This is a genomic window from Rhodanobacter sp. FW510-R10 (assembly GCF_058781105.1).
Map to the genome: position 1 here is coordinate 2,341,592 of NZ_JBYSWL010000001.1, position 21,685 is coordinate 2,363,276.

Sequence of the window (21,685 nt, forward strand, 5' to 3'; positions counted from 1 at the left end):
CCGTGAACATTCCGCACCTGTGCATCCAGCGGCCGGTCATGACCTCGATGGTCATGATCGCGTTGATCGTCTTTGGCATCGCGGCCTATCCGCAGTTGCCGGTGAACGAATTGCCGAACGTGGACTTTCCCACGATCAACATCAGCGCGAGCTTGCCCGGGGCATCGCCGGAAACCATGGCGTCGGCCGTTGCCACACCGCTGGAGGGCGCGCTGTCGCGGATTGCCGGCATCGACTCGATGACGTCCACCAGCGCGCTCGGCTCGACCTCGATCACGCTCACGTTCAACCTGGATCGCAACATCGACGGCGCGGCGCAGGACGTGCAGGCGGCCATTTCCTCCGCCACGCGCCAGTTGCCGCGCGACATGCCGTCGCCGCCGACGTACTTCAAGATCAATCCCGCGAACTCGGCCGTGCTGTACCTGGTGATGAGTTCGACGACGCTGCCGCTGACCATGGTCAACGAATACGCGGAAACCGAGCTGGCCCAGCAGCTGTCGATGATCGAGGGCGTGGCGCAGGTGAATGTGTACGGCTCGCAGAAATATGCCGTGCGCGTCAGTGTCGATCCCGACCGCCTCGCTTCGCGCGGCATTGGCATCGACCAGGTGCAGAGCGCGATTGCCAAGGCGAACGTCAACCAGTCGACCGGCTCCCTGTATGGCAACCGCCAGCAATTGCCGATACGCAGCGATGGCCAGTTGCAGCGTGCGGACGCCTACAACGACGTCGTCGTCGCCTATCGCGATGGCGCGCCGGTGCACGTCAGCGATATCGGCACCGCGCAGGACAGCGTGCAGGACGACCAGCGCGTGAGCCTGTACAACGGGCAGCGCGCGATCATCCTGGCGATCCAGCGCCAGCCCGGCGCCAATACCGTGGCGACGGTGGAGCGGGTCAAGGCGGTACTGCCGGCATTCCGCGCAGGCCTGCCGCCTTCGGTGTCGCTGAAAGTGCACTACGACCGTTCGCAATCGATCCGCGCGTCCGTGAATGACGTGCAGTTCACGCTGCTGCTGGCCGGTGTACTCGTGGTGTTCGTGATCTACCTGTTTCTGGGCAACCTGTCGGCCACCCTGATTCCGGCGGTCGCATTGCCAATCTCGATCCTGGGTACGTTCGGCGTGATGTATGCGCTCGGCTACAGCCTGGACAACCTGTCACTGCTGGCCTTGACGCTGGCCGTGGGCTTCATCGTGGACGATGCGATCGTCATGCTGGAGAACATCGTGCGCCACATGGAAGCTGGCGTGCCGCCGTATGAGGCAGCCGTGCGCGGCTCGGGCGAAATCAGCTCCACCATCATCTCGATGGTGCTGTCACTGATCGCGGTGTTCATCCCCGTGATGTTCATGGGCGGCATCGTCGGGCGGTTGTTCCACGAGTTTGCGATCGTGATCAGCGTGGCGATCCTGTTTTCCGGTCTCGTGGCCATCACGCTGACGCCCATGTTGTGCAGCCGCTTCGTCACCGCCGAGCGCGCCGGGCACGGCGACGGGCAACGGCGCAACTGGCTGGTCACCGGCTTCGACCGGGGTTTCAGTGCGGTGCGCGATGGCTATGTAAGCAGCCTGTCCTGGGCCATGCAGCGGCCCCACCTGGTGCTGGCGATGTTTGCCGCGTGCCTGGTGGCCACGGTGGGGTTGTTTTACCTCGTGCCCAAGGATTTCATCCCGGCCGGCGACAGTGGCCAGCTCCACGTGAACACCGAAGGGCCGCCAGACATCGCCTACGCCAGCATGGTCGAGCGCCAGGGCAAACTGGCGGACATCGTGGCCAAGGATCCCAATATCGCGAGTTATCTGTCCACGGTGGGTGGCGGCGGGCCGCGTTCCACGATCAACAACGGTTCGATCACCCTGGTGCTGAAGCCGGCCAGCGAACGCAAGCTCGATCCGGATGGCATCATTGCCGAGTTGCGCCCGAAGCTGGCCACGGTGCCCGGCATCCGCTCCTACATCCAGAACGAGCCGGCGATCCGGATTGGCGGCCGCATCTCCAAGGCCCAGTATCAGTACACCTTGCAGTCGGCCAACCTGGCGGAGTTGTACCAGTGGGGTGGCAAGGTCACCGACGCATTCCGCACGTTACCTGGGTTTGAGGACGTCACCAACGACCTCAACTTGAACAGCCCCTCGATCATGGTCGAGGTCGAACGCGACAAGCTGGCGCCGCTGGGTCTGACCATGGCCCAGGTGCAGAGTGCGCTGGGCGCCAGCTTTGGGCAAAACCAGGTATCCACCATCTACGGCGCGGCAACCCAGTATTGGGTGATCATGCAGGTGGCGCGCCCGTTGCAAAATGACCCCGGCATCCTGTCGCAGCTCTACGTCACGTCCGCTACCGGTGCGCTGGTGCCGCTCAATGCCGTGGCCACGTTCAAGCGCGTGCCGCAATCCTTGACCGTCAATCATCAGGGGCAGTTGCCGGCCGTGACGGTCTCGTTCAACCTTGCCCCCGGAGTCAGCCTGAGTACCGCGGTAACGCAAATCCAGGAGGCCGTTCGCAATATCGGCCTGCCGGCAACGGTCAGCGGCAGCGTGCAGGGTTCGGTCCAGGCATTCCAGCAGTCGATGCAGGGCATGAGCGTGCTGCTGCTGCTCGCAGTGTTCGTGATCTACCTGGTGCTGGGCATCCTGTACGAGAGTTTCATCCATCCTTTGACGATCCTGTCCGGGTTGCCGGCCGCGGCGGTTGGCGCCTTGTTCACCCTGCTGCTGTTTGGCGCCAACCTCGACCTGTTCGCGTTCGTCGGCATCATCATGCTGATCGGCATTGCCGAGAAGAACGCGATCATGCTGATCGACTTCGCGCTGGAGCGGCAACGCGACGAAGGCATGGCTCCGGCGCAGGCAATCTTCGATGCCTGCCGCGTGCGCTTCCGCCCGATCATGATGACCACCATGGCTGCGATGGCCGGCACCCTGCCAATTGCCATCGGTTTTGGCGCGGGCGCCGAGACCCGCCGTTCGCTTGGCCTGGCAGTGGTCGGCGGCCTGGTGTTCTCGCAGATCCTCACGCTGTACCTGACGCCGGTGATCTATCTCTACATGGATCGACTGCAGCAGCGCTTCCGACGCCGCGCCGGCAAGCCCGTCCCGGCGATGTAAGCCCCAAGCCGAGGACGCGGCCTTTCGTGGTCACCACTCGCGACCGCAGCTCCCGCTGCGGGACCTTGCCGTACCGGTAGTAGATCAAGAGCGTTTCGCCCTCCTTCGGCGCGCGAAAAAGCTCTTGATCGACTATCGAAAAAGCGCGAGCGGCAGCGGGCTTCGGCGACGGGCTGACGGGCCGCGAGACCAGGATCTGGCGAATCAGCCCCGTGGGGCGTAAGGGGTCTATTCCTCGACGGGGTCGCTGGCGAAAGCGCCGGGGCCGGAGCCGAAGTCACCGTCGGCCTGCGCCGCCATGTAGGAGAACGCGGCATAGACCGCGACGTTCTGTGCCAGTTCGGCGGGATCGATCTTGTCCAGCGTGTCGTTGGCGGTATGGTGCCAGTCGAAATAATGCGTGCCGTCCTGCACCAGGCTCAGCGCGGCCATGCCCTTGGCGTGCATCTGCGAAAGGTCTGAACCACCGCCACCCGGGTATTTGGCGTTGTACGCGACACCGAGTGGCGCCAGCACCTGTGCGATCTGCTCGATCGCGCCGCGTGCCTCGGGCTTGACGCTCGCCGTCATCATCCAGATCTTGCCGGCACCGAAATCGGACTCGGTGCCGAGCTGGAACTGCTTGACGTCCCTGGCATGCTTTTCGGCGTAGGCCTTGCCGCCCCACAGGCCCATTTCCTCGTTCGCGAACGCGATCACGCGGATCGTGCGCTCCGGGCGCTCCGGCAGGTCGCGGATCAGCTTGCCGGCGGCCATGGCAATGGCAACACCAGCCGCGTCGTCAATCACGCCCGTACCCGGATCCCAGGAATCCAGGCGGCCCCCGATGGCGACCACCTGGTTGGGATACTTGCGGCCGGTGATCTCACCGATCACGTTGGCGCCGGTGTATTCGCCGACGATGCCGCAATCCAGGTCGAGCTTGACGGTGACGGGTTTGCCATAGGCAAGGATGCGCTCGAGCTGATCGGCGTCGGGGTTGGACAGCGCCGCGGCCGGGATTGCGCCCTCGGCCTTGGTGAAGCCTGTGACCCCGGTATGCGCAATGCGCTGGTGCGCGTCGGTGCCAGCCGAGCGCAGCAGGTAGCCGGCCGCGCCCTTGGCCGCGGCGATGACCGGACCAGCGGTGCGCGCGGCCGAACCCATGCCGTAGTCGTGCCCGTCCTTTGCGCGCTGCATGCGGTAGCCGATGTAGACGATCTTCCCCTTCACCTGGCCTGGGTCCGCCGCCTTCAACGCATCCAGGCTGTCGAACTTCACCACCTGGGCGGTAAGCCCGCCTCTTGGCGTGCCGGGCGAGTAGCCCAGCGCAGTCAGCACCAGCGGCTGCGGGAATGGCGCGACGATGGCGCCGCTCTCGCCGCGGCGCTCCCACAACGGATAGGTGACGGGCTCGGTGTAGACCTTGTCGTAGCCGAGCGCCTTGAACTTCGCGAGCGTCCAGTCGCGCGCGCGCTGGTCGCCGGCGCTGCCAGCCATGCGGGGACCGACCTCGGTGGTCAGCGACTCGACGATGCGGTAACCGGTGTCGTCGTGCAACGCCTGGTCGCGCAGCTGTTCGGCCGTCTTGACGGCCGCGGCAGGTATCGTCGTGGTACTGGTGGCGCTGGCGATGGCGGACGCCAGTAACGTGCTGCCGAGCAGTAGGGCAAGTGGGAGATGGCGCATCGGGTGTTCCCGTTCTAGGAACGCCGATTATGCCCGAGTTGGGCGCCCCGTCCTGCTCCGGGTGTCCGGAGCAGGACGGGGCGTTCTCGCTTGGCCCAGTCTGGCGCGACCCCGGCCGCCGTATGTGCCGCAGGCGCTAGGGCTTATTGCTCTTCAGCAGGTCGCGAATCTCGGTCAGCAGGGCGACGTCGGCTGGTGGCGGGGCCGGTGCGGCCTCGGCCTTTCTTTGCATACGGTTCATGGCCTTCATCACCATGAAGATCGCAAAGGCGATGATGATGAAGGTGATCACCGTGTTGATGAAGGCGCCGTAGTTGATCGCCACCTCGGTGATCTTGTGCGCGGGATCGCTGTCGTCAGCAGGCCGGATGACCCACCGCAACTTGGCAAAATCAATGCCGCCCGTGATCCAGCCGATTGGCGGCATGATCACGTCCTCGACCAGCGAGGTGACGATCTTGCCGAACGCGGCGCCGATGACGATACCGATAGCCATGTCCATCACGTTGCCGCGCATGGCGAAGGCCTTGAATTCCTGCAGCATGCTCATCTTGGATGCTCCCTGGTTGTGACTGGTGGCGCCAGGAATGTACTGCTTTATGGCAACCAGTGGCGACAACGCGCCGGGTCGGCTTCAGATGATGCGGGTGTGGAGCTCGGCCACGTCGACGAGTTCGGCGTGCAACTGGTCGCCACGCTGCAGTGCCGCGACCCCAGACGGGGTGCCAGTGAAGACCAGGTCGCCGGCGTGCAGTTCGAACAAGGTCGAGAGCGCCACGATGATTGCCGGTACGTCATGGATCATCTCCGCCAGCGTGGCTTGCTGGCGCACGGCACCGTTGACGCTCAGGCGCAGCACGGTCGAGCCGTCCACGTGGGCGGCGCTGGCCGGCTGCAGCGTGGACAGCGGTGCGGAGTGGTCGAAGGCCTTGGCGATTTCCCAGGGATGGCCTTTGGCCTTGACCTGGCGCTGCAGGTCGCGCCGGGTCAGGTCCAGGCCGACGGCATAGCCGAAGATCAGCTCCGGCACGCGGGCCACGGCAATGTCGCGGCCGCCGCCGCCCAGGGCCACCACCATTTCGACCTCGTGGTGCAGCTCGGAGGTCAGCGGCGGATAGGGGACATCGGCGCCGTCGCTGACGATCGCATCAGCCGGCTTGCAGAAGAACATTGGCGTGCCGACTTCGGGTGTGACGCCCATTTCCCGCGCGTGCTCGGCGTAGTTGCGGCCGATGCAGAAGACGCGGTGCACCGGGTAGCGCTGGTCGCTGCCCTGGATTGGCAGGCTGGGGGTCGGCAGCGGCGTGAAGGCGTAGGTCATGGTGCGTGAGGTTAGCACGCGGACGCCAGCCGACGGCACGGCTGGCGTCAGGCGACGCGCTTGACCAGGCGGTAGGCGGCGTTATGCAGCGCCGTCACGCCTTGCGCGGCGAAGCTTGGCTGGGCGGCCAGGATGTCTTCGCGCTCAAGCAGCTCGACGTGCCAATCGGCATCGAACAGGCGGTGCACTTCAGCATCGTCAACCGCAAATGGCGGGCCGTCCATTTCGCCGGGAGGATAGCTCATGGTGACCAGCAATCCGCGACAGCCACCAGGCAGCTTGCCGTAGACCTCGTGCACGTAGCGCTCGCGCATGGGCGCGGGCAGCGCAATCAGGGCGGCGCGGTCGTAGAAGGCGCCGCAGCTTTCCAGCGTGGCCGCGTCCACGTCGAAGATGTCGCCGTTGATGATCTCGAGCGAGGCAGCGGTCCAATGCACGCCGTCGGGCTCGTGGCGCGAGCGCGGCGTCAGTTCGTTCTCGGCAAACAATTGCTCGACGGCGAGTGGCGACAATTCCACGCCCAGCACCAGGCATTCTTGCGCCGCCAGCCAAAGCAGGTCCGCGGACTTGCCGCACAGCGGCACCAGCACCTTGGTGCGCGGCGGTATTTCCAGCGTGGGCCAATGCTTCATCAGCAAGGGCAGCGGTTTCCCGTGGTGCCAGCCGATGCGGCCCTCGCGCCAACGCTCCAACCAATAGGCTGCAAACATCCCGGGCATCCTCCATCAGGGCGCGACTGCCGCGCCGTGCCAGGCCATTCCGCGCCGAGGTGACATCGGATTGCGGCCGTGCGAAGGGTACAGGCTAGCACCGGCGCGGGCTGCTGCGTGGCCCGGCGACCCCTGGCCAGGGTCGTGGCGCTATGCCGTGGCCGCCGCGATCAAGGCAGCAAAAGGAATGGACATGTCAATGTGCTTCATGCGGGCCGCTCAATGCGCGAAGAGCCGGCTGAGGTCCTTGAACGCCTTGAATTCCAGGGCGTTGCCGCAGGGATCAAACAAGAACATGGTGGCCTGTTCGCCGACCTGGCCGCGGAAGCGCACATGCGGTTCGATCGCAAAGTGGATGCCGGAGGATTTCAGGCGCTCGGCCAGCGCTTCCCATTGCTCCCAGCCAAGCACGATGCCGAAATGCGGCACCGGCACGGCATCGCCATCGACCACGTTGGTGTGGGCGTGGGCCTGCTCTGCCGTCTTTGGGTGCTGGTGGATCACCAATTGGTGCCCATAGAAATCGAAATCCACCCACTGCGCGCTCGAACGGCCTTCGGCGAGGCCGAACACCACGCCGTAAAAGCGCCGGGCCGCGGCGAGGTCGTCGACGGGGATGGCGAGGTGGAACGGTGACAGGCTCATTGGCAGATTCCGGATCGGGCAGCAGGCGCAAGGATTATTACAGCGCATCCGTGCGCCGGTGCCCACTGCCCGGCGTATTGGTCGGAGTGCCGGCGGCGCCGCGGGCAAAAAGGGAGGACAGAAGGCAGCCCGATCAACTACCTCCGCCCTCCGGCCGCAATCAGTCCTCGCCCATGCCCTCGGCCGGCGCGCGCGGGCTACCCGCGTGCACAGTGTCCTCGATGCGCTGGCCAAGTTCGGCGTCAACGTTTTTCCAGTAGGCGAAGGCGCGTTCCAACACCGGACTGCGCACGCCACCCAGCAGGCTGCCGGCAACCTGGTCGACGAACTGCGCACGCTGGGCGTCGTCCCACACCTCGCGCACCAAGGTGCCGGCCTGGCCGAAGTCGTCGTCTTCGGCGTGTAGCGTATAGGCGCTGCGCACCATCGCACCATCGGCCTCCCAGCCGTTTTCCTCCGGGCCGGTCTCGTCGGCCCAGGCACGGCCGCCACTGTTTGGCGCGTGCACCGGGGCATTGCCGCTGTGGTGGTAGGCCATCTGGCCGTCGAACATATAGGTGTTCACCGGCACTTTGGGTTGGTTTACCGGCAGCTGGTGGAAGTTCGTGCCGATGCGGTTGCGTTGGGCATCGGCGTAGGCAAACGCACGGCCAAGCAACATCTTGTCCGGTGACAGGCCGATGCCGGGCACGGTGTTGCCAGGGGAGAACGCTGCCTGCTCGATCTGGGCGAAAAAGTTCTCCGGATTGCGGTTCAGGGTCATCGTGCCGACCTTGATCAACGGGTAGTCCTTGTGTGGCCAGACCTTGGTGAGGTCGAATGGATTGAAGCGATAGTCTTTCGCCTCGGCGTAGGGCATGACCTGCACCGAGAGCTCCCATGCAGGGAATTCGCCGCGCTTGATCGCGTTGAAGAGATCGGCACGGTGGTAGTCGGCATCCTTACCGGCCATCGCCGCGGCCTCGGCATTGTTGAAGAAGGCCATGCCTTGGCGGGTGTGGAAGTGGTACTTCACCCAGAACTTCCCGCCCCTGGCGTTGATCCACATGTAGGTGTGTGAGCCGTAGCCGTTCATGTGCCGCCAGGTGCGCGGCAGGCCCCGTTCGCCCATGAGGTAGGTGACCTGGTGCGCGGTTTCCGGATTGGCCGTCCAGAAGTCCCACTGCATATGGTTGTCGCGGAGGCCTGAATCGGGCAGGCGCTTCTGGCTGCGGATAAAGTGCGGAAACTTCATCGGGTCGCGCACGAAAAACACCGGGGTGTTGTTGCCGACCAGGTCGTAGTTGCCTTCGTCGGTATAGAACTTCAGCGAGAAGCCACGCACGTCGCGCCAGGTGTCGGGGCTGCCCGACTCGCCGGCTACGGTGGAGAAACGTGCCAGCATCTCGGTCTTGGCGCCCTTTTGGAACAGCGCGGCCTTCGTGTACTTCGACACATCCTCGGTGGTCTCGAAGACGCCGAACGCACCAGCGCCCTTGGCGTGCGGCTGGCGCTCCGGTACCTTCTCGCGGTTGAAGTGCGCCATCTGCTCCAGGAAATGCACGTCGTGCAGCAGAATCGGGCCATTCGGGCCAATCGTCAGTGAGTTGCGGTCGCTGCCTGCCGGAGCGCCGGCACCGGTGGTGGAACCGCCTTGGGGCTTGTGCGGATGCGAGGACATGGACTTGCCTCCTGGGGTGATGGAAGCCGGGGCACCGGCTGGTGAGTCGCCTTCCTGGAGTCTGCCCTCAAATGCCCCGCAGGGCCATTCGGTATTGTCAATGGGCACGATAGGTGAGGCGAACGGCGCGTGCCGGCCCGCTCGATTCAGCGCCAACCGGGCCGCCCCCGGCTTGCAGCCGGGTACCTGCGTTACTGGTTGCCAGTAGCCGAGGTTGCCGGGCGGGTGCGCGTCCCCTCGCCGCGGAACAGTGTGTACGCGAACACGGCAGCCACAAGCGCGGCCACGCCAAACAGCAACAGCGCCGCGGTGAACCCAAGCGTCAAGGCAGCTTGGAATACCAGGCTGCCCAGCCCGAAACCGCCAAACAGAGAAAACGCCATGACTGCGACGGCCTGACCCCGTCCACCCCCAAGGTCTGTAGTGATTGCCGCCAGTTGCGGGTGGGTAAGGTCGAAACCGAGCGACAGGAGAATGATGGCCACGCGCACGCCTGGAAGCGGCATGGGCAACGCGAGCAGCACGGCACAGACGCCGGTGAGCGCCACCCCGCCGGGGATGATCAGCGCGCGCCCAAAGCGATCGGCCAGCTTGCCGATCACCGGGCCAAACAACAGGCCCGGTACGCCGTAACCAAGCAATACCAGGCCAATGCCAGTCTCACCCAGCCCGAATCGCCGATGCAGATACACCCCAAGCCAGGTGAACACCCCCGATTGCAGCACCGCGTTCAACAACACATAACCATAGGTACGGCGTCCGCGCGCCGACGCCAGGAGCCGCCGGTAGCCGGTGACCACCGCCGACCAGGGCTCCGTGCCGGTGATGCTGCGCGGCAGTGCGGTCGAGGTAAGCATCACCAGCAGCAGGAGCGCGCAGCAGCCAGCGACAATCAGGAACAGCAAACGCCAGCCGACCAATGGTTCGAGGAGGGCCCCCACGGCAGCGCCGGCGGCCGTCCCGCCTGCGATCGAGCCGAAGAACCAGCCGACTGCCCGGCCGCGGCGGTTGAACGGCACGACGTCGCCAATCAGCGTCAGGCAGATGGGCACGATCCCGGCGGCGGCAAGTCCGGTTGCCACGCGCCAGGCGATGAACGTACCCACGTGGTGCGCGGTTGCGGTGAGCGCGGTCAGGGCGATGAAGATGACCAGCGAACCCAAGATGACCTGGCGCCTGCCGATTCGATCGGACCAGGGTCCAACCCACAGTGTCGCGATCGCTTCGGGCAGGACATAGGCGGGTACGGCAATCCCCACCCAGCTGACGCTGCTGGCAAACACGGCGGTCAGCCGCGGGATCAGTGGCGCGACCATGAAGGTTTGCACAAACACCATGAAGGCAGCGGCGCAGAGTGTCGGCAGCATCCAGCGTGGCGCCGCCGCATCCAGCCGGCCGGCTGGAGAGGTCATTGGTGCGGCGTTCAAGATGGAAGTCCAGGCGCGGGGCGCGCGCTCCCGCAGCGATTCGCCATGAGCGGATGCACGGCGACCGAGCGCGGATCAGTGCGAGTCGCAGGCAATGAAGTGGGCTGCCAACGTCGTCATCCCGTCCAGGGGATCGTTCAGGGCAAAGTGGCGAGTGTCGAGCCACAACAACCCGACATCAGGGACGTCGCACGGGTACGCCCGTACACCAGCGCCAGGGATCTTCGTTGGCATGGAATCGCCTCTTTATCCGTACTTGCAATGGCGCCATCTTGGCTCCGTCTTTATAATGCGTCAATACATTAGTACTGGGGATGGGCGGCGTCTGCGGCGACTGGTTGATGTACGCTGCATTGGCCTTGGCCGCCGCCGACGTCTCCCCGGAGCTTCCGCATGACCGACCCCGCCCGCTTCCCGCTGCTTGGCGAACCGCTGGCGCTCGACCTGGTCAACACGCGCGCGCTGCGACGTGGTGTGGTGGTGGATTTCCTCGACCGGCCTGCAGCGCTCTCCGCCTGGTTGCGTGTCGAGCGCAATCGCGTGGAATGGCGCGGACGGGCAACGCAGTCTGACCTGGCGGCGCTGCGTGCGCTGCGTGATACGCTCGATCATCTGTTGCTGGCTTACCTGGCGGGTGTGGGTCCGCCGGACGGTGCGCTGCACGCGCTCAACCGTGCGTTGGCTGGTACGCGCGGAAGCGTCCGACTGGAATGGACGCGGTCCGGGCCACGCAAGGCCGGCGCGGCCGCCGGCGCTGTGCGCGATCGGTTGTTGTGCACCCTGGCGCTGGACGCCTTGGAACTCTTGACCGGCCCTGCCGCGGCGAAGCTGCGCGCGTGTAGGCACCCGGATTGTCGGATGCTGTTCGTCGCGACCAATCCCAGGAGGCAATGGTGCTCGAGCGCGACGTGCGGCAACCGCGCACGCGTCAGCCGGCACTACGCGCGGGTTGACAAGGGGTGACGAAGGGGGCTCGTCTTTGCCGGGCCCGCCGCTATCATCCAGCCACGCCCTCCAGGAACACGCCATGCGTACACGCACCCTTGGCCGCAGCGGCCTTACCGTCTCCGCCCTCGGCTTTGGCTGCATGGGACTGAACTCCGATTACGGCGTGGGCCTCGCCAAGCACGACGCCATTGCCCTGATCCGCGCCGCGGCGGATTGCGGGGTCACATTGTTTGATACGGCCGAGGTCTACGGTCCGTATACCAACGAGGAACTGGTGGGCGAGGCGCTGGCACCGATCCGCGACCAAGTGGTGGTTGCGACGAAGTTTGGGTTTCGCAGCGACGATTTGGCCGCCGGCGTGGACAGCCGCCCCGAACACATCCGCGCCGTCGCCGAAGCGTCGCTGCGGCGCCTGCGCACGGACCGCATCGATCTCTTCTACCAACATCGCGTGGACCCGGCCGTGCCCATGGAGGACGTGGCGGGAGCGGTCAGGGACCTGATCGCCGAAGGGAAGGTGGGACATTTCGGGCTTTCCGAGGCGGGAGAAGTGTCAATCCGCCGCGCGCATGCGGTACAGCCGGTCACGGCGCTGGAAAGCGAATACTCGCTGTGGTGGCGGGAACCCGAACACGGCACCTTGGCGGTTTGCGAGGAACTGGGCATTGGCTTTGTGCCGTTCAGTCCGTTGGGCCGGGGCTTCCTCACCGGCAAGATCGATGCGGACACGACGTTCACCGCCGATGATTTTCGCAATGGCCTGCCGCGGTTTACACTGGCTGCGCGCAAGGCGAACCAGGTACTGCTCGATACGCTCGGCCGCTTTGCCGCCGACCGAGGCGCGACGCCGGCCCAGGTCGCCCTGGCCTGGCTGCTGGCGCAGAAGCCGTGGATCGTGCCCATTCCCGGCACCACGCGACTGTCCCGTCTCAAGGAAAATCTTGCCGCGGCAGAGATCGAACTGGGTGATGATGAGGTCGCACGGCTGGGTGCGGCGTTCGCGGCACTGCCGGTGGAAGGCGACCGCTATCCGCCGCAACTGGCCGCCCAAGTCGGCAAGTAAAGGGCGTGGCAAATTAAGTTGCAGCTAAATTTGCCACGTCCTCTTTATTTCGATTTGGCCGCGCCCTTTATTTTTACCGCCAGTTGGCGTGCACCTCCCAGAATGCCACCGCACGCCAGTATGCGTCGCGGTCCAGCGGCATGCCTGAGCCGCCTTCGGTGACGCCCAGTGCATTGCGCAGCATGGTGATCGGTACCATCGGAAGCTCTTCAGGCCGCGTGGTATACAGGCAACCAACCACGCCCCAGTCTGCGTTGATGGGCGACCCTTCCTTGGCAAGTTGCTCGCGGCTGTAGAGGATCGGCAACAGGTAATTTGCGACCGGCGGCTCAATGCCCTCGAACCAGCGCACCAGCACCGGCAGTTCTTCGCGCGTGCGAGCCTCGTAGGCTGAGCGCAGCAGGTGACGGTTGGCATCGGTGATCGGTACGGCGGTGCAGCGCGTGGACGTCCAGTTGCGGTGCACATGCAAGCGACAGAATGGCGCGTAGCCTTCCAGCACCGCTTGCGGGGTTTCGGTATTGAGGCGCAGCGCGAATTCCTCCGCGCTGCAATCCTGGATGGCACTGCGGCGATGGTCCCGCGGAAACAGTCGGGTGCGCGCAAAGGGAGTGAGAACGATGGACATGGTGGTGGCCGCGCGGAATCAGCGCACGAGGCTAGGATTCGGATCGTAGAAATGCAAACCGCTGCGACCTCGCCTGGGTGGACTGGAAGGCCTGCGCGTAGGCTGCCGATCCGCAGCACGGATCCTGGGCTCCTGGGGCCATGCCCCCGCCTCGACCTGGTGCTGGGCTGCTACGCCATCCGCACGGACCCAGGCAAAAAAAAGCGTCCCGTGCAACGCGGGACGCTTTTTATGACGTTGGCGAACGTCTAGCTCAAGCGCTGTTCACGCCTCTTGAGCCAGCAGCCCGACCCGAAGAGAAGGAGCCCCAGCGCAAACATGCCTGCGACACCCGGTTCAGGCACGCCGATCGGGTTGGCACTGAACGCGACGTTGTCGAACTCGAAGGCATACGACGAGCTGGTTGCGACGACGCGGTCGAATGGTGAGCTGAAATTGATGTTCACATAGAACGTGCCTGACGCGCCCTGGTTTCCGTTCGCCAGCGTGGTGACGTCATTGCCGGTGAACGTGGCAATCGCCGTGGCACCATTGAAAAACGTCAGCGTGTTGTAGCTGTCCACGGACCCCCACAACAGGCCCATGTACCTCTCCAACCCTGGGAACGCCAGCGTCACACCAGCGCCGGAAGAAGTTCCAGTGGAGCCGCTGGTCAGGTAGGTCGTGGCATCTGCGCCGTCCGGTTCGCCACCAAAGTTGAGACCGTTGTTGCCAGACAGGAACGGCGCCGCGTACACGCCGCTTGCCGAACCCTGTACTGCCTGGGCATCGGGTGAGAACGAGGCCACGATCCCGCTAGGCGTCGTGCCGCCTGCGCTGCCCAAGGCGAGCGAGTCGAAGGTTTCATAGTAGTCGGCGCCGGCGGGAGCGCCGCCGACCGAGGCGGAAAGGATGGCGGTCGCGCTTGCCGTAGCCGCCACGCCCATACCCGCCAAAAGCGCCACCGCGGCCAACAGCGACTTGAAACCCGTGGTTCGCCGTCCGCTCTGCACGTGCTTGTTCATGTCACTTCCCTTGTAAGGTGATTAGGCGCGATACCGGTCCGCGCGTACTTGACGCTTTCAACATCATTTGACAGCCCGCTCAGTCAAGCACCCTTCATGCCAAAACGAGATGTTATTGATTTGCATGGATACCGTGATGACGCATCAGTCAGGACGCTCGTAAATATGTAAATTTTCCCGACAAGGGATGGTGGTTTGGCCTCACTTGCAGGATCACTGCGTGCTCGGCTACGTCGACGTCTGTTCGCGCGCGGACCTCCCCGACGTCGCCGAACTTTACCGCAGCGCCGACCGGGCGCTGGTGCGCACCAGCGCCCGTCCCCTTTGTTTCACTTTATTTGACGAACTGGAGACGCGCCAACTCGGCGTACAGGCCGCCTTCGGCAAGCAGGCTTTCGTGCGTGCCCTGGGCCACGATGCGGCCAGCATCCATGACCACGATGCGGTCGGCGCGCTGCACGGTCGCCAGTCGGTGGGCGATCACCAGGGTCGAGCGGCCCTGCTCGAGGCGCTGCAGCGCCTGCTGGATGGCCGCTTCGGACTGTGCGTCGAGCGCGGAGGTGGCTTCGTCCAGCAAGAGCAGCGGCGCATCGCGCAGGATCGCGCGGGCAATCGCGATGCGCTGGCGCTGGCCACCGGACAGGCGCACCCCACGTTCGCCAAGCTCGGCGGCATAGCCGCCTTGCATGTCGCTGATGAACTCGTGGGCTTCGGCGGCGTGCGCGGCAGCGCGCACTTCCGCATCGCTCGCATCCTGCCGCCCGAAGCGGATGTTGTCGGCGGCGGTACCGGCAAAGATGGCCGTTTCCTGCGGCACCAGGGCGATGGCGCCGCGCAGCTCGGGCAGGGCCAACTTGCGCAGGTCGATGCCATCGAGCGTGATGCGGCCGGATTGCGGGTCGTAAAAGCGCAGCAGCAGGGACAGCACTGTGCTTTTGCCGGCGCCCGAGGGACCGACCAGGGCCACCGTCTCGCCGGGCGCGATGGCGAGCTCGAAATCCTCGAGCGCGGCTGTGTCCGGGCGCGTCGGATAATGGAAGCCGACGTGTTCGAAATGCAGCGCACCGCGCACCGGTCGCGGCAAGGCCAAGGGCCGGTCCGGGCTGGTGATCTCCGCGCGTTCGGCAAACAGCTCGCCGATGCGTTCCATGGCGCCGGCCGCGCGCATGACATCGCCCCACACTTCGGACAATCCCGCGATCGACCCGGCAGCAAACACCGCATAGAGCACGAATTGCCCGAGCACGCCGGCATCCAGGGTGTGCGCCAACACGTCGCGCGCGCCGGCCCACAGTACGAGGGTGATGGCACCGAAAAACAGGACGATCACCACCGCGGTGAGCCAGGCGCGCATGCCGATGCGCTGGCGCGCGCTGTCCAGCGCACGAAGAATCGCCAAGCCGTAGCGCCGACTCTCGATGTCCTCGCGCGCGTAGGCCTTGACGGCCGGGGCGGCGTTCAGCGTTTCGTTGGCCAGCGCCGCCGCGTCGGCCAGGCGATCCTGGCTGGCGCGCGAGAGTTTCTGTACGCGCCGTCCGAAGAGCAGGATCGGCACCATCACCAACGGAATCACCAGTCCGGTCAGGCCGGCGAGGCGCGGGCTGGTCCACACCATCATGGCGCTGGCCCCAAGCAGCATGACCAGGCTGCGCAGGGCCACGGAGATGCCCGAACCGACCAGCGCCTGCACCACTTCAGTGTCCGTGCCCAGCCGCGAGATCAGCTCGCCGACCCGGCTGCGCTCAAAAAAGCCGACGTCCAACTTCACCACATGCGCGTACAGTTGCCCGCGCAACGACGCCAGCGCCCGCTCCCCGAGCAGGGTGATGCAAAAATAGCGGGCCGCAGTCGCAAAGGCGAGTACCAGGGCAACGCCAAACAGGCCCAGGAAAATCTCGTTGAGTGCTGCCGCGTTGGAATCGCTGAAGCCCTCGTCGATCACGTGGCGCACGGCCAGCGGCAACACCAGGGTTGCGCCGGACGAAGTGACCAGGAACACCAGCCAGCCGATGGCCAGCAGCCAGTGTGGCTTGACGAACGGCCACAGCAGACGCAGCGCGCCCAGGCGGCGGGTGGGGCGTGCGGGGCCGTCGGTATCAGTCATGCGTACTCGCAGGGTGCGGCGGGAACGGGCCGTCGCGGAGGAATGGTATTGGGTTCGCGACCGAATGGCACTGCCGCGCTGCCTCTCGCCAGCCCAACGTCATCTTCGCGGGGGCGAGAGGCACATCGCAATGTCGGATGCCGATCATCCTGTGGCTTTGGTTGGCGATGCCAGTGCGGGCTCATTTTCACGTGGGGTACGTGCGGCGCGGTTCAATGGCCTGTCAGCCTGGCGTGGACGCGAATCGAACCTCAACGCTGCGGCCGGCTTGGTAGCATGGCGGCTTGACCGTCGACCGCCGAGTGTCCATGTCCAACAATGATGTCTTGCGCGCCGTGCGCTATATGCTCGGCCTGAGCGATACCAAGCTCACCCGGATCATTGCGCTGGCCGACCCCTCGCTGGTGCTTGGTCGCGAGGACGTGCAGGTGTTGCTCAAGAAGGACGATGAACTTGGCGCCAAGGCTTGCAGCGACCGCGTGCTGGCGGCGTTCCTGGATGGCCTGGTTACCAGCCTGCGCGGACCCGATCCCAGCCGAGCGCCGCGCCCGCCGGAGAAGCGCATCGACAACAACATGGTGCTGAAGAAGCTGCGCGTGGCGTTCAAGCTGCAGGACGCGGACATGCACGAGATTCTGGCCGCCGCCGGCATGCCGGTCTCCAAGCCCGAGATGAGCGCGCTGTTCCGCCAGCCCGGGCACAAGAACTTCCGTCCCTGCGGCGACCAATTGCTGCGCCACTTCCTGCGCGGATTGACGTTGCGCGTGCGCGGCACGGACTGAATCGCGGGCGGTTGTTGGTGTGGCTCAGCCCTCGTACATGACCATGAGGCGTGGCTCGGTCATGTCGGCAATGGCGCTGCGGATGCCTTCGCGGCCGAAGCCGGAGAGCTTGACACCGCCGTAGGGCATGTTGTCGACGCGAAAACTGGGGATGTCGTTGACGATCACGCCGCCTTGTTCCAGCTCGCTCCAGGCGCGCATGGCGTGGTCCAGGCTGTCGGTGAAGATGCCGGCCTGCAGGCCGTAGTCGGAGTCGTTGACGCGCGCCAGGGCGTCGTCGAACGCGTTGTAGCGCGAGAGCAGGGCGACCGGGCCGAACGCTTCCTGGCAACTCAGTCTGGCGTCGCCGGGCACGTCCTCCATCAGCGTTGCCTCCAGCATATTGCCCTTGCGCTTGCCGCCGCACAGCAGCTTCCCGCCGGCCGCGCGCGCTTCCCCGATCCAGCCCTCCAGGCGCGTCGCGGCCGCCTCGTCGATCATCGGCCCGATGAAGGTTTCTTTTTTCTTCGGATCGCCAGCGACGAGCTTGCGCGTCGCGGCGACCAGGCGTCGCTTCAGCGCGTCGTAGATCCCGTCGTGGGCATAGATGCGTTGCACGCCGATGCAGCTTTGCCCGGATTGGTAGAACGCGCCAAACAGCAGGCGCTCGACCACGCGCTTCAGGTGCGGGCCCTGGTCCGCGTCGACAATGCAGGCCGCGTTCCCGCCAAGTTCCAGCACGACCTTCTTGCGCCCGGCGCGCGCCTTGAGCTGCCAGCCAATCTGGCCGCCGGTGAAGGACAGCAATTTGAAACGCTCATCCTCGACCAGCGGTGCAGCGTGCTCGCCGTCCAGGGTCAGGATCGAGAACGCGCCGGCGGGCAGGTCGGTCTCGGCCAGGACCTCGCCGATGATCAGCGCGCCGACCGGCGTCCTCTCGGCGGGCTTGAGCACGAATGGGCAGCCGGCGGCAATGGCCGGCGCCACCTTATGTGCGACCAGGTTCAGCGGGAAATTGAACGGCGTGATGCATGAGACCGGGCCGATCGGCACGCGTCGAGTGTAGCCATGATAGCCGTCCAGGCGGCTGGCAAGCTCCAGCGTGATCGTCTCGCCGTCGATGCGCACGGCTTCCTCGGCCGCGATGCGGAACGTCTCGATCAGGCGGGTCACCTCGCCGGCGGCATCCTTGATTGGCTTGCCAGCCTCGATGCACAACGCCTCGGCCAGCTCGTCGCGGCGCGCGGCGAAGCGCTGCGCGCAGTGCTGCAGCACCGCCTGGCGTGCCCAAGGCTTGAAGCGGCGCATCGGCGTGGCGGCCTTGACGGCCGCGGCAATGGCCTTCTCCACCGCGCGCTCATCGGGCACCGCCACGCGCGTCGCCACTTTGCCGGAGTACTTGTCGCGCACCTCGAACATGGTCTTCGAACTTTGTGGACGATTGGCGAGGTAATACGGATAGGTCTTGGCGAGCATGGCGGTTCCTGACGCGGCTGTGGCGAGTCATGATCTTGCGCCCACGCGCGTTGCCAAGGCGTTGAGGCTCAGCCGCGCGCCGGCCCGGGCAATGCGCCCGCCATTCCCGCGAAAGCCTGTCCTCGTCGTTCCCGCGAACGCCTGTCCTCGTCGTTCCCGCGAACGCGGGAACCCAGTTCAACAACTCCTTCCTCACCATTCCCGTGGCGCGTGACGCCAGCGAGCCCCTACGAAGCTGGCGCCTCGTCCAGCACCTGTACTGCCAGCTCGCCATCGACCAGGCGGGCCCGCAGCGTCGCGCCGACCGCCACGCCCCGCGCCGAGCGCAGGATCTGGCCGCCGCCATCGAACACGATGGCGTAGCCGCGCTCCAGCGTGGCCAGTGGGCTCACTGCATGCAGCGCGCGCGCCGCGCCTTGCAACCGCGCCTGCGCGCGTTCGTCGCGCTGCTGCATCGCCCGCTGCAGGCGCCGCCGCTGTTCGTGCAGGCGCTGCGCCAGCAGCGGCAGCAGATGCCGCGGGTGCCGGGCCAGCAGGCCGCTGTGCAGCTGGTCGAGCCGGCGGTGGTCGCGCTCGGTGCGCGCGCGCATGCTGCTGGCCAGTCGGTGGTGCAGGTGGGCCAGGCGCTCCCGGTCGCGCGCCAGGCGTGCTTGCGGGCGCTGGTTGCGCAGCCGGGCCAGCAAGAGGTCCAGGCGCTGCTGGCGTTCCTGGTGCCGATTGCGTTGCCGGTCCAGCAGCCGCCGCTGCCAGTCGCGCAGTTGGCGCCCGATGGCGAGCACGTCCGGCACCAGCAGCTCCGCTGCCGCCGACGGCGTGGGCGCGCGCAGGTCGGCGACGAAATCCGAAATGCTGAAATCAATCTCATGTCCGACTGCCGAGACGACGGGTACCGGACTCGCATAGATGGCCCGCGCCACCGCCTCCTCGTTGAAAGCCCAGAGATCCTCCAACGAACCGCCACCGCGGGTCAGCAGCAAGACGTCGTAGCGCCCGCAGAGCGAAGCCTTGCGCAGCATGCTGACGATGGCTGGCGGTGCCTCGCGACCCTGCACTGGCACCGCAAGCACGTCCACCTCGGCCAGCGGCCAGCGCCGCGACAACACGCTGATGACATCGCGCACGGCCGCCCCGGTCGCGGAGGTAATCACGCCGATGCGGTGGGCGAAGCGCGGCAGGTGACGTTTGCGTTCGGCGATGAACAAGCCTTCGGCAGCCAGCTTGGCCTTGAGCTCCTCGAAGGCGCGTTGCAGGGCGCCGGCGCCGGCCGGTTCCATGTATTCGGCCACCAACTGGAATTCGCCCCGTGGCTCATACAGACCGACGCGCGCGCGCAGCAGCACCTGCAGGCCGTCGGCCGGCTTGAAGCGCAGGCTCATGCACTGTTGCCGGAACATGGCGCAGCGCACCTGCGCCGCCTTGTCCTTCAGGGTGAAGTAGAGATGTCCCGAGGCAGGCCGGGAGACGTTGGAGAGCTCACCCTCGATCCACACCTGGGGCAGGGCATCGCCCAGCAAGTCGCGGACCAGCCGGTTCAGCGCCGTGGGAGTGAGGATGTGGCGCGGTGGCGCGGCTTCGATGCTGGACATGGCCAGGGGAGCCTAGCACGCCATGTGCGGGCTCCCACGAAATAAAGGATCGGACCTCAGCGCGTATCGCTTTCTGGCGGGTGCGCACGCTGGTGGCGGCGATACTTGCGCCAGCTGGCGATCGCCAGGTTCAAGGCAAACCATGCCGCGATCACACCTAGCGGCCAACCAATCCACGCGGGCCACAAGATGGCAGTAGCGGCAAACACGGCGAGCACCGTGGCCGTCGCCAGCATGGGTCCGCCGGAGACGCTGTCGAGCACGCGTTGGTTGCGCAGTACCGAGCCCATCCGGTTCGCCACGCGCAACGCGCCAACTGCCGCGCGACTCGAGCTGCCGCCGCCACGGAGCCGGGCTGGCCGGCGTTGGCTGCTGCGCACGGCGGCATCCGTGGTATGCAGCGCGCGGTGGCGGTGTGGTGCCAGCACGATCTCCGTGGCGTTTTCCAGGTCGCGTTCGTATTGCCGGGCAAGCTGGCCGGCGAAACCGGCATCCTCCACCGCGACGTCGATTTCGAAATTGCCAAGCCAGCTCGCGATGTTGAGGTTGGATGAGCCGACGCGTGCCCACTGCGCATCTGCCACCGCAGTTTTGGCATGCAGCATCGAGCCGTTCCACTCGAAGACCCGGATCCCCTCCTGCAGCAGCGGGCGGTAGCCCGCGCGGGACATCCCGGCGACCACCGCCAGGTCGCTGTTGCCCGGCACCAGCAAGCGCACGTCGACGCCGTCGCGAGCCGCCGCAAGCAAGGCCTGCACGTAGGGCGCGAGGCCGACGAAATACGCGTCGGTGAGCCACAGCGTCTTGCGCGCCATGGCGGCTATGAGCTGGTCGAGCCGGTACATGCCGGCCGTGCTGGGCTGGGTGGCGATGACCCGCAGCGCGATCGAGCCGGCCGGTTCGGCGGCGCTGAGCAGGCGCGGGAAGTGTGGTAGCGGGTCGCCGGCCGTACTCCAGCTGTCGGCGAACGCGGCCTCGATTTCCGCCACGGCCGGGCCGCGCACGGCCACCCCGGTATCGCGCCAGGGCGGGATCTGGTGGCTGGGATCACCAAGCCATTTGTCGCTGATGCACACGCCGGACAGGAAGCCATGCACACCGTCGACCACCAGGACCTTGCGATGGTCGCGGCTGATCCAGCCAAGCGATTGCCCAAGCCGCAGCGGATTGAACACGCGGACCTGGCCGCCCGCAGCACGCAGTGGCGCCCAGAACGCTTTGCGCGATTGGCCGAGGCAGCCGACCCAGTCCACCAGTACGGCCACGAAGACGCCGGCCCGCGCGCGTTCGGTCAGGGCCTCGAGGAAAGAGCGGCCTACCGCGTCGTTGCGGACGATATAGTTTTCCAGCAAGACCCGATGCTGGGCGCCGCGTATCGCGGCGAGCCAGGCCGAGTAATGCGCTTCGGCATCGATAAGCAATTCCACCGCGTTGTTGCTGAGCAGCGGCGCTCCGGCGGCGCGGCTCAGCGCACGCTCGGCCAGCGTACGGGCGGGGGCGGCGGAGGGAAGCAACACGCTCGGCATGGCGGCAGTGTAGGCCAAGGCCCGTCTTCCCGCCGCGCGGCGGCC

General features: G+C 66.0%; 18 protein-coding genes. 4 read left to right on the forward strand and 14 right to left on the reverse strand.

Translation table 11 applies throughout. The features are described 5' to 3' along the window. Positions 1 to 2 precede the first annotated feature (2 nt). Positions 3 to 3,113 carry an efflux RND transporter permease subunit gene (locus AC3WJB_RS10080; protein ID WP_492681155.1) on the forward strand — a complete coding sequence of 1,037 codons (3,111 nt, stop codon included), beginning with the start codon at positions 3 to 5 and terminating at the stop codon, positions 3,111 to 3,113. A gap of 228 nt (positions 3,114 to 3,341) precedes the next feature. Here the strand turns inward: AC3WJB_RS10080 and AC3WJB_RS10085 are convergent, their stop codons facing one another. The 8 genes from AC3WJB_RS10085 to AC3WJB_RS10120 all read right to left on the reverse strand — a co-directional run bounded on the left by AC3WJB_RS10085 (position 3,342) and on the right by AC3WJB_RS10120 (position 10,778). Further along, positions 3,342 to 4,781: a M20/M25/M40 family metallo-hydrolase gene (locus tag AC3WJB_RS10085; RefSeq protein WP_492681157.1), complete on the reverse strand. Its 1,440-nt coding sequence runs from the start codon at positions 4,779 to 4,781 to the stop codon at positions 3,342 to 3,344. A gap of 136 nt (positions 4,782 to 4,917) precedes the next feature. Beyond that, complete coding sequence (mscL, locus tag AC3WJB_RS10090; protein ID WP_492681159.1) at positions 4,918 to 5,331, reverse strand: large-conductance mechanosensitive channel protein MscL; 414 nt, start codon at positions 5,329 to 5,331, stop codon at positions 4,918 to 4,920. Positions 5,332 to 5,415: 84 nt separating this feature from the next. After that, positions 5,416 to 6,102, reverse strand: coding sequence for a fumarylacetoacetate hydrolase family protein (locus AC3WJB_RS10095; protein ID WP_492683162.1), 687 nt, complete (start codon positions 6,100 to 6,102; stop codon positions 5,416 to 5,418). A gap of 47 nt (positions 6,103 to 6,149) precedes the next feature. Then, positions 6,150 to 6,812 (reverse strand): thiopurine S-methyltransferase, encoded by a 663-nt coding sequence (locus AC3WJB_RS10100; RefSeq protein WP_492681161.1) that lies wholly within the window; start codon positions 6,810 to 6,812, stop codon positions 6,150 to 6,152. A gap of 219 nt (positions 6,813 to 7,031) precedes the next feature. Beyond that, entirely contained in the window at positions 7,032 to 7,457 is a 426-nt protein-coding gene (locus AC3WJB_RS10105; RefSeq protein ID WP_492681163.1) for a VOC family protein, read from the reverse strand. Between the two features lie 160 nt (positions 7,458 to 7,617). Next, positions 7,618 to 9,117: a catalase gene (locus tag AC3WJB_RS10110; RefSeq protein ID WP_492681165.1), complete on the reverse strand. Its 1,500-nt coding sequence runs from the start codon at positions 9,115 to 9,117 to the stop codon at positions 7,618 to 7,620. 191 nt (positions 9,118 to 9,308) lie between these two features. After that, positions 9,309 to 10,544 carry an MFS transporter gene (locus AC3WJB_RS10115; protein ID WP_492681167.1) on the reverse strand — a complete coding sequence of 412 codons (1,236 nt, stop codon included), beginning with the start codon at positions 10,542 to 10,544 and terminating at the stop codon, positions 9,309 to 9,311. A 75-nt stretch (positions 10,545 to 10,619) separates the two neighbouring features. Then, a complete protein-coding gene (locus tag AC3WJB_RS10120) occupies positions 10,620 to 10,778 on the reverse strand; it encodes a hypothetical protein (protein WP_492681169.1) in 159 nt (52 codons plus the stop codon). Positions 10,779 to 10,937: 159 nt separating this feature from the next. Between AC3WJB_RS10120 and AC3WJB_RS10125 the strand changes: the two genes are divergently transcribed. Next, on the forward strand, positions 10,938 to 11,507 hold the full coding sequence (locus AC3WJB_RS10125; RefSeq protein ID WP_492681171.1) for a CGNR zinc finger domain-containing protein: 570 nt from the start codon (positions 10,938 to 10,940) through the stop codon (positions 11,505 to 11,507). Positions 11,508 to 11,571: 64 nt separating this feature from the next. Beyond that, positions 11,572 to 12,555: an aldo/keto reductase gene (locus AC3WJB_RS10130; protein ID WP_492681173.1), complete on the forward strand. Its 984-nt coding sequence runs from the start codon at positions 11,572 to 11,574 to the stop codon at positions 12,553 to 12,555. Positions 12,556 to 12,628: 73 nt separating this feature from the next. Here AC3WJB_RS10130 and AC3WJB_RS10135 read toward each other — a convergent pair whose 3' ends face one another. The 3 genes from AC3WJB_RS10135 to AC3WJB_RS10145 form a co-directional block, all read right to left on the reverse strand. Beyond that, the gene (locus AC3WJB_RS10135; RefSeq protein WP_492681175.1) at positions 12,629 to 13,183 is read right to left on the reverse strand and encodes a DUF3228 family protein; all 555 of its coding nucleotides are present in this window, start codon (positions 13,181 to 13,183) and stop codon (positions 12,629 to 12,631) included. A 248-nt stretch (positions 13,184 to 13,431) separates the two neighbouring features. After that, entirely contained in the window at positions 13,432 to 14,187 is a 756-nt protein-coding gene (locus tag AC3WJB_RS10140; RefSeq protein ID WP_492681177.1) for an Npun_F0296 family exosortase-dependent surface protein, read from the reverse strand. Positions 14,188 to 14,521: 334 nt separating this feature from the next. Beyond that, positions 14,522 to 16,291, reverse strand: coding sequence for an ABC transporter transmembrane domain-containing protein (locus AC3WJB_RS10145; RefSeq protein WP_492681179.1), 1,770 nt, complete (start codon positions 16,289 to 16,291; stop codon positions 14,522 to 14,524). A 308-nt stretch (positions 16,292 to 16,599) separates the two neighbouring features. On the opposite strand from AC3WJB_RS10145, the gene AC3WJB_RS10150 reads away from it, so the two are divergent. Further along, positions 16,600 to 17,073 (forward strand): YehS family protein, encoded by a 474-nt coding sequence (locus AC3WJB_RS10150; RefSeq protein ID WP_492681181.1) that lies wholly within the window; start codon positions 16,600 to 16,602, stop codon positions 17,071 to 17,073. Between the two features lie 24 nt (positions 17,074 to 17,097). Here AC3WJB_RS10150 and AC3WJB_RS10155 read toward each other — a convergent pair whose 3' ends face one another. From AC3WJB_RS10155 to AC3WJB_RS10165, 3 genes are all read right to left on the reverse strand, one after another. Continuing rightward, positions 17,098 to 18,528: an aldehyde dehydrogenase family protein gene (locus AC3WJB_RS10155; RefSeq protein ID WP_492681183.1), complete on the reverse strand. Its 1,431-nt coding sequence runs from the start codon at positions 18,526 to 18,528 to the stop codon at positions 17,098 to 17,100. Positions 18,529 to 18,755: 227 nt separating this feature from the next. Further along, the gene (gene xseA / locus AC3WJB_RS10160) at positions 18,756 to 20,114 is read right to left on the reverse strand and encodes an exodeoxyribonuclease VII large subunit (protein ID WP_492681185.1); all 1,359 of its coding nucleotides are present in this window, start codon (positions 20,112 to 20,114) and stop codon (positions 18,756 to 18,758) included. A gap of 56 nt (positions 20,115 to 20,170) precedes the next feature. Then, positions 20,171 to 21,640, reverse strand: coding sequence for a phospholipase D-like domain-containing protein (locus AC3WJB_RS10165; RefSeq protein ID WP_492683164.1), 1,470 nt, complete (start codon positions 21,638 to 21,640; stop codon positions 20,171 to 20,173). Positions 21,641 to 21,685: the final 45 nt, after the last annotated feature.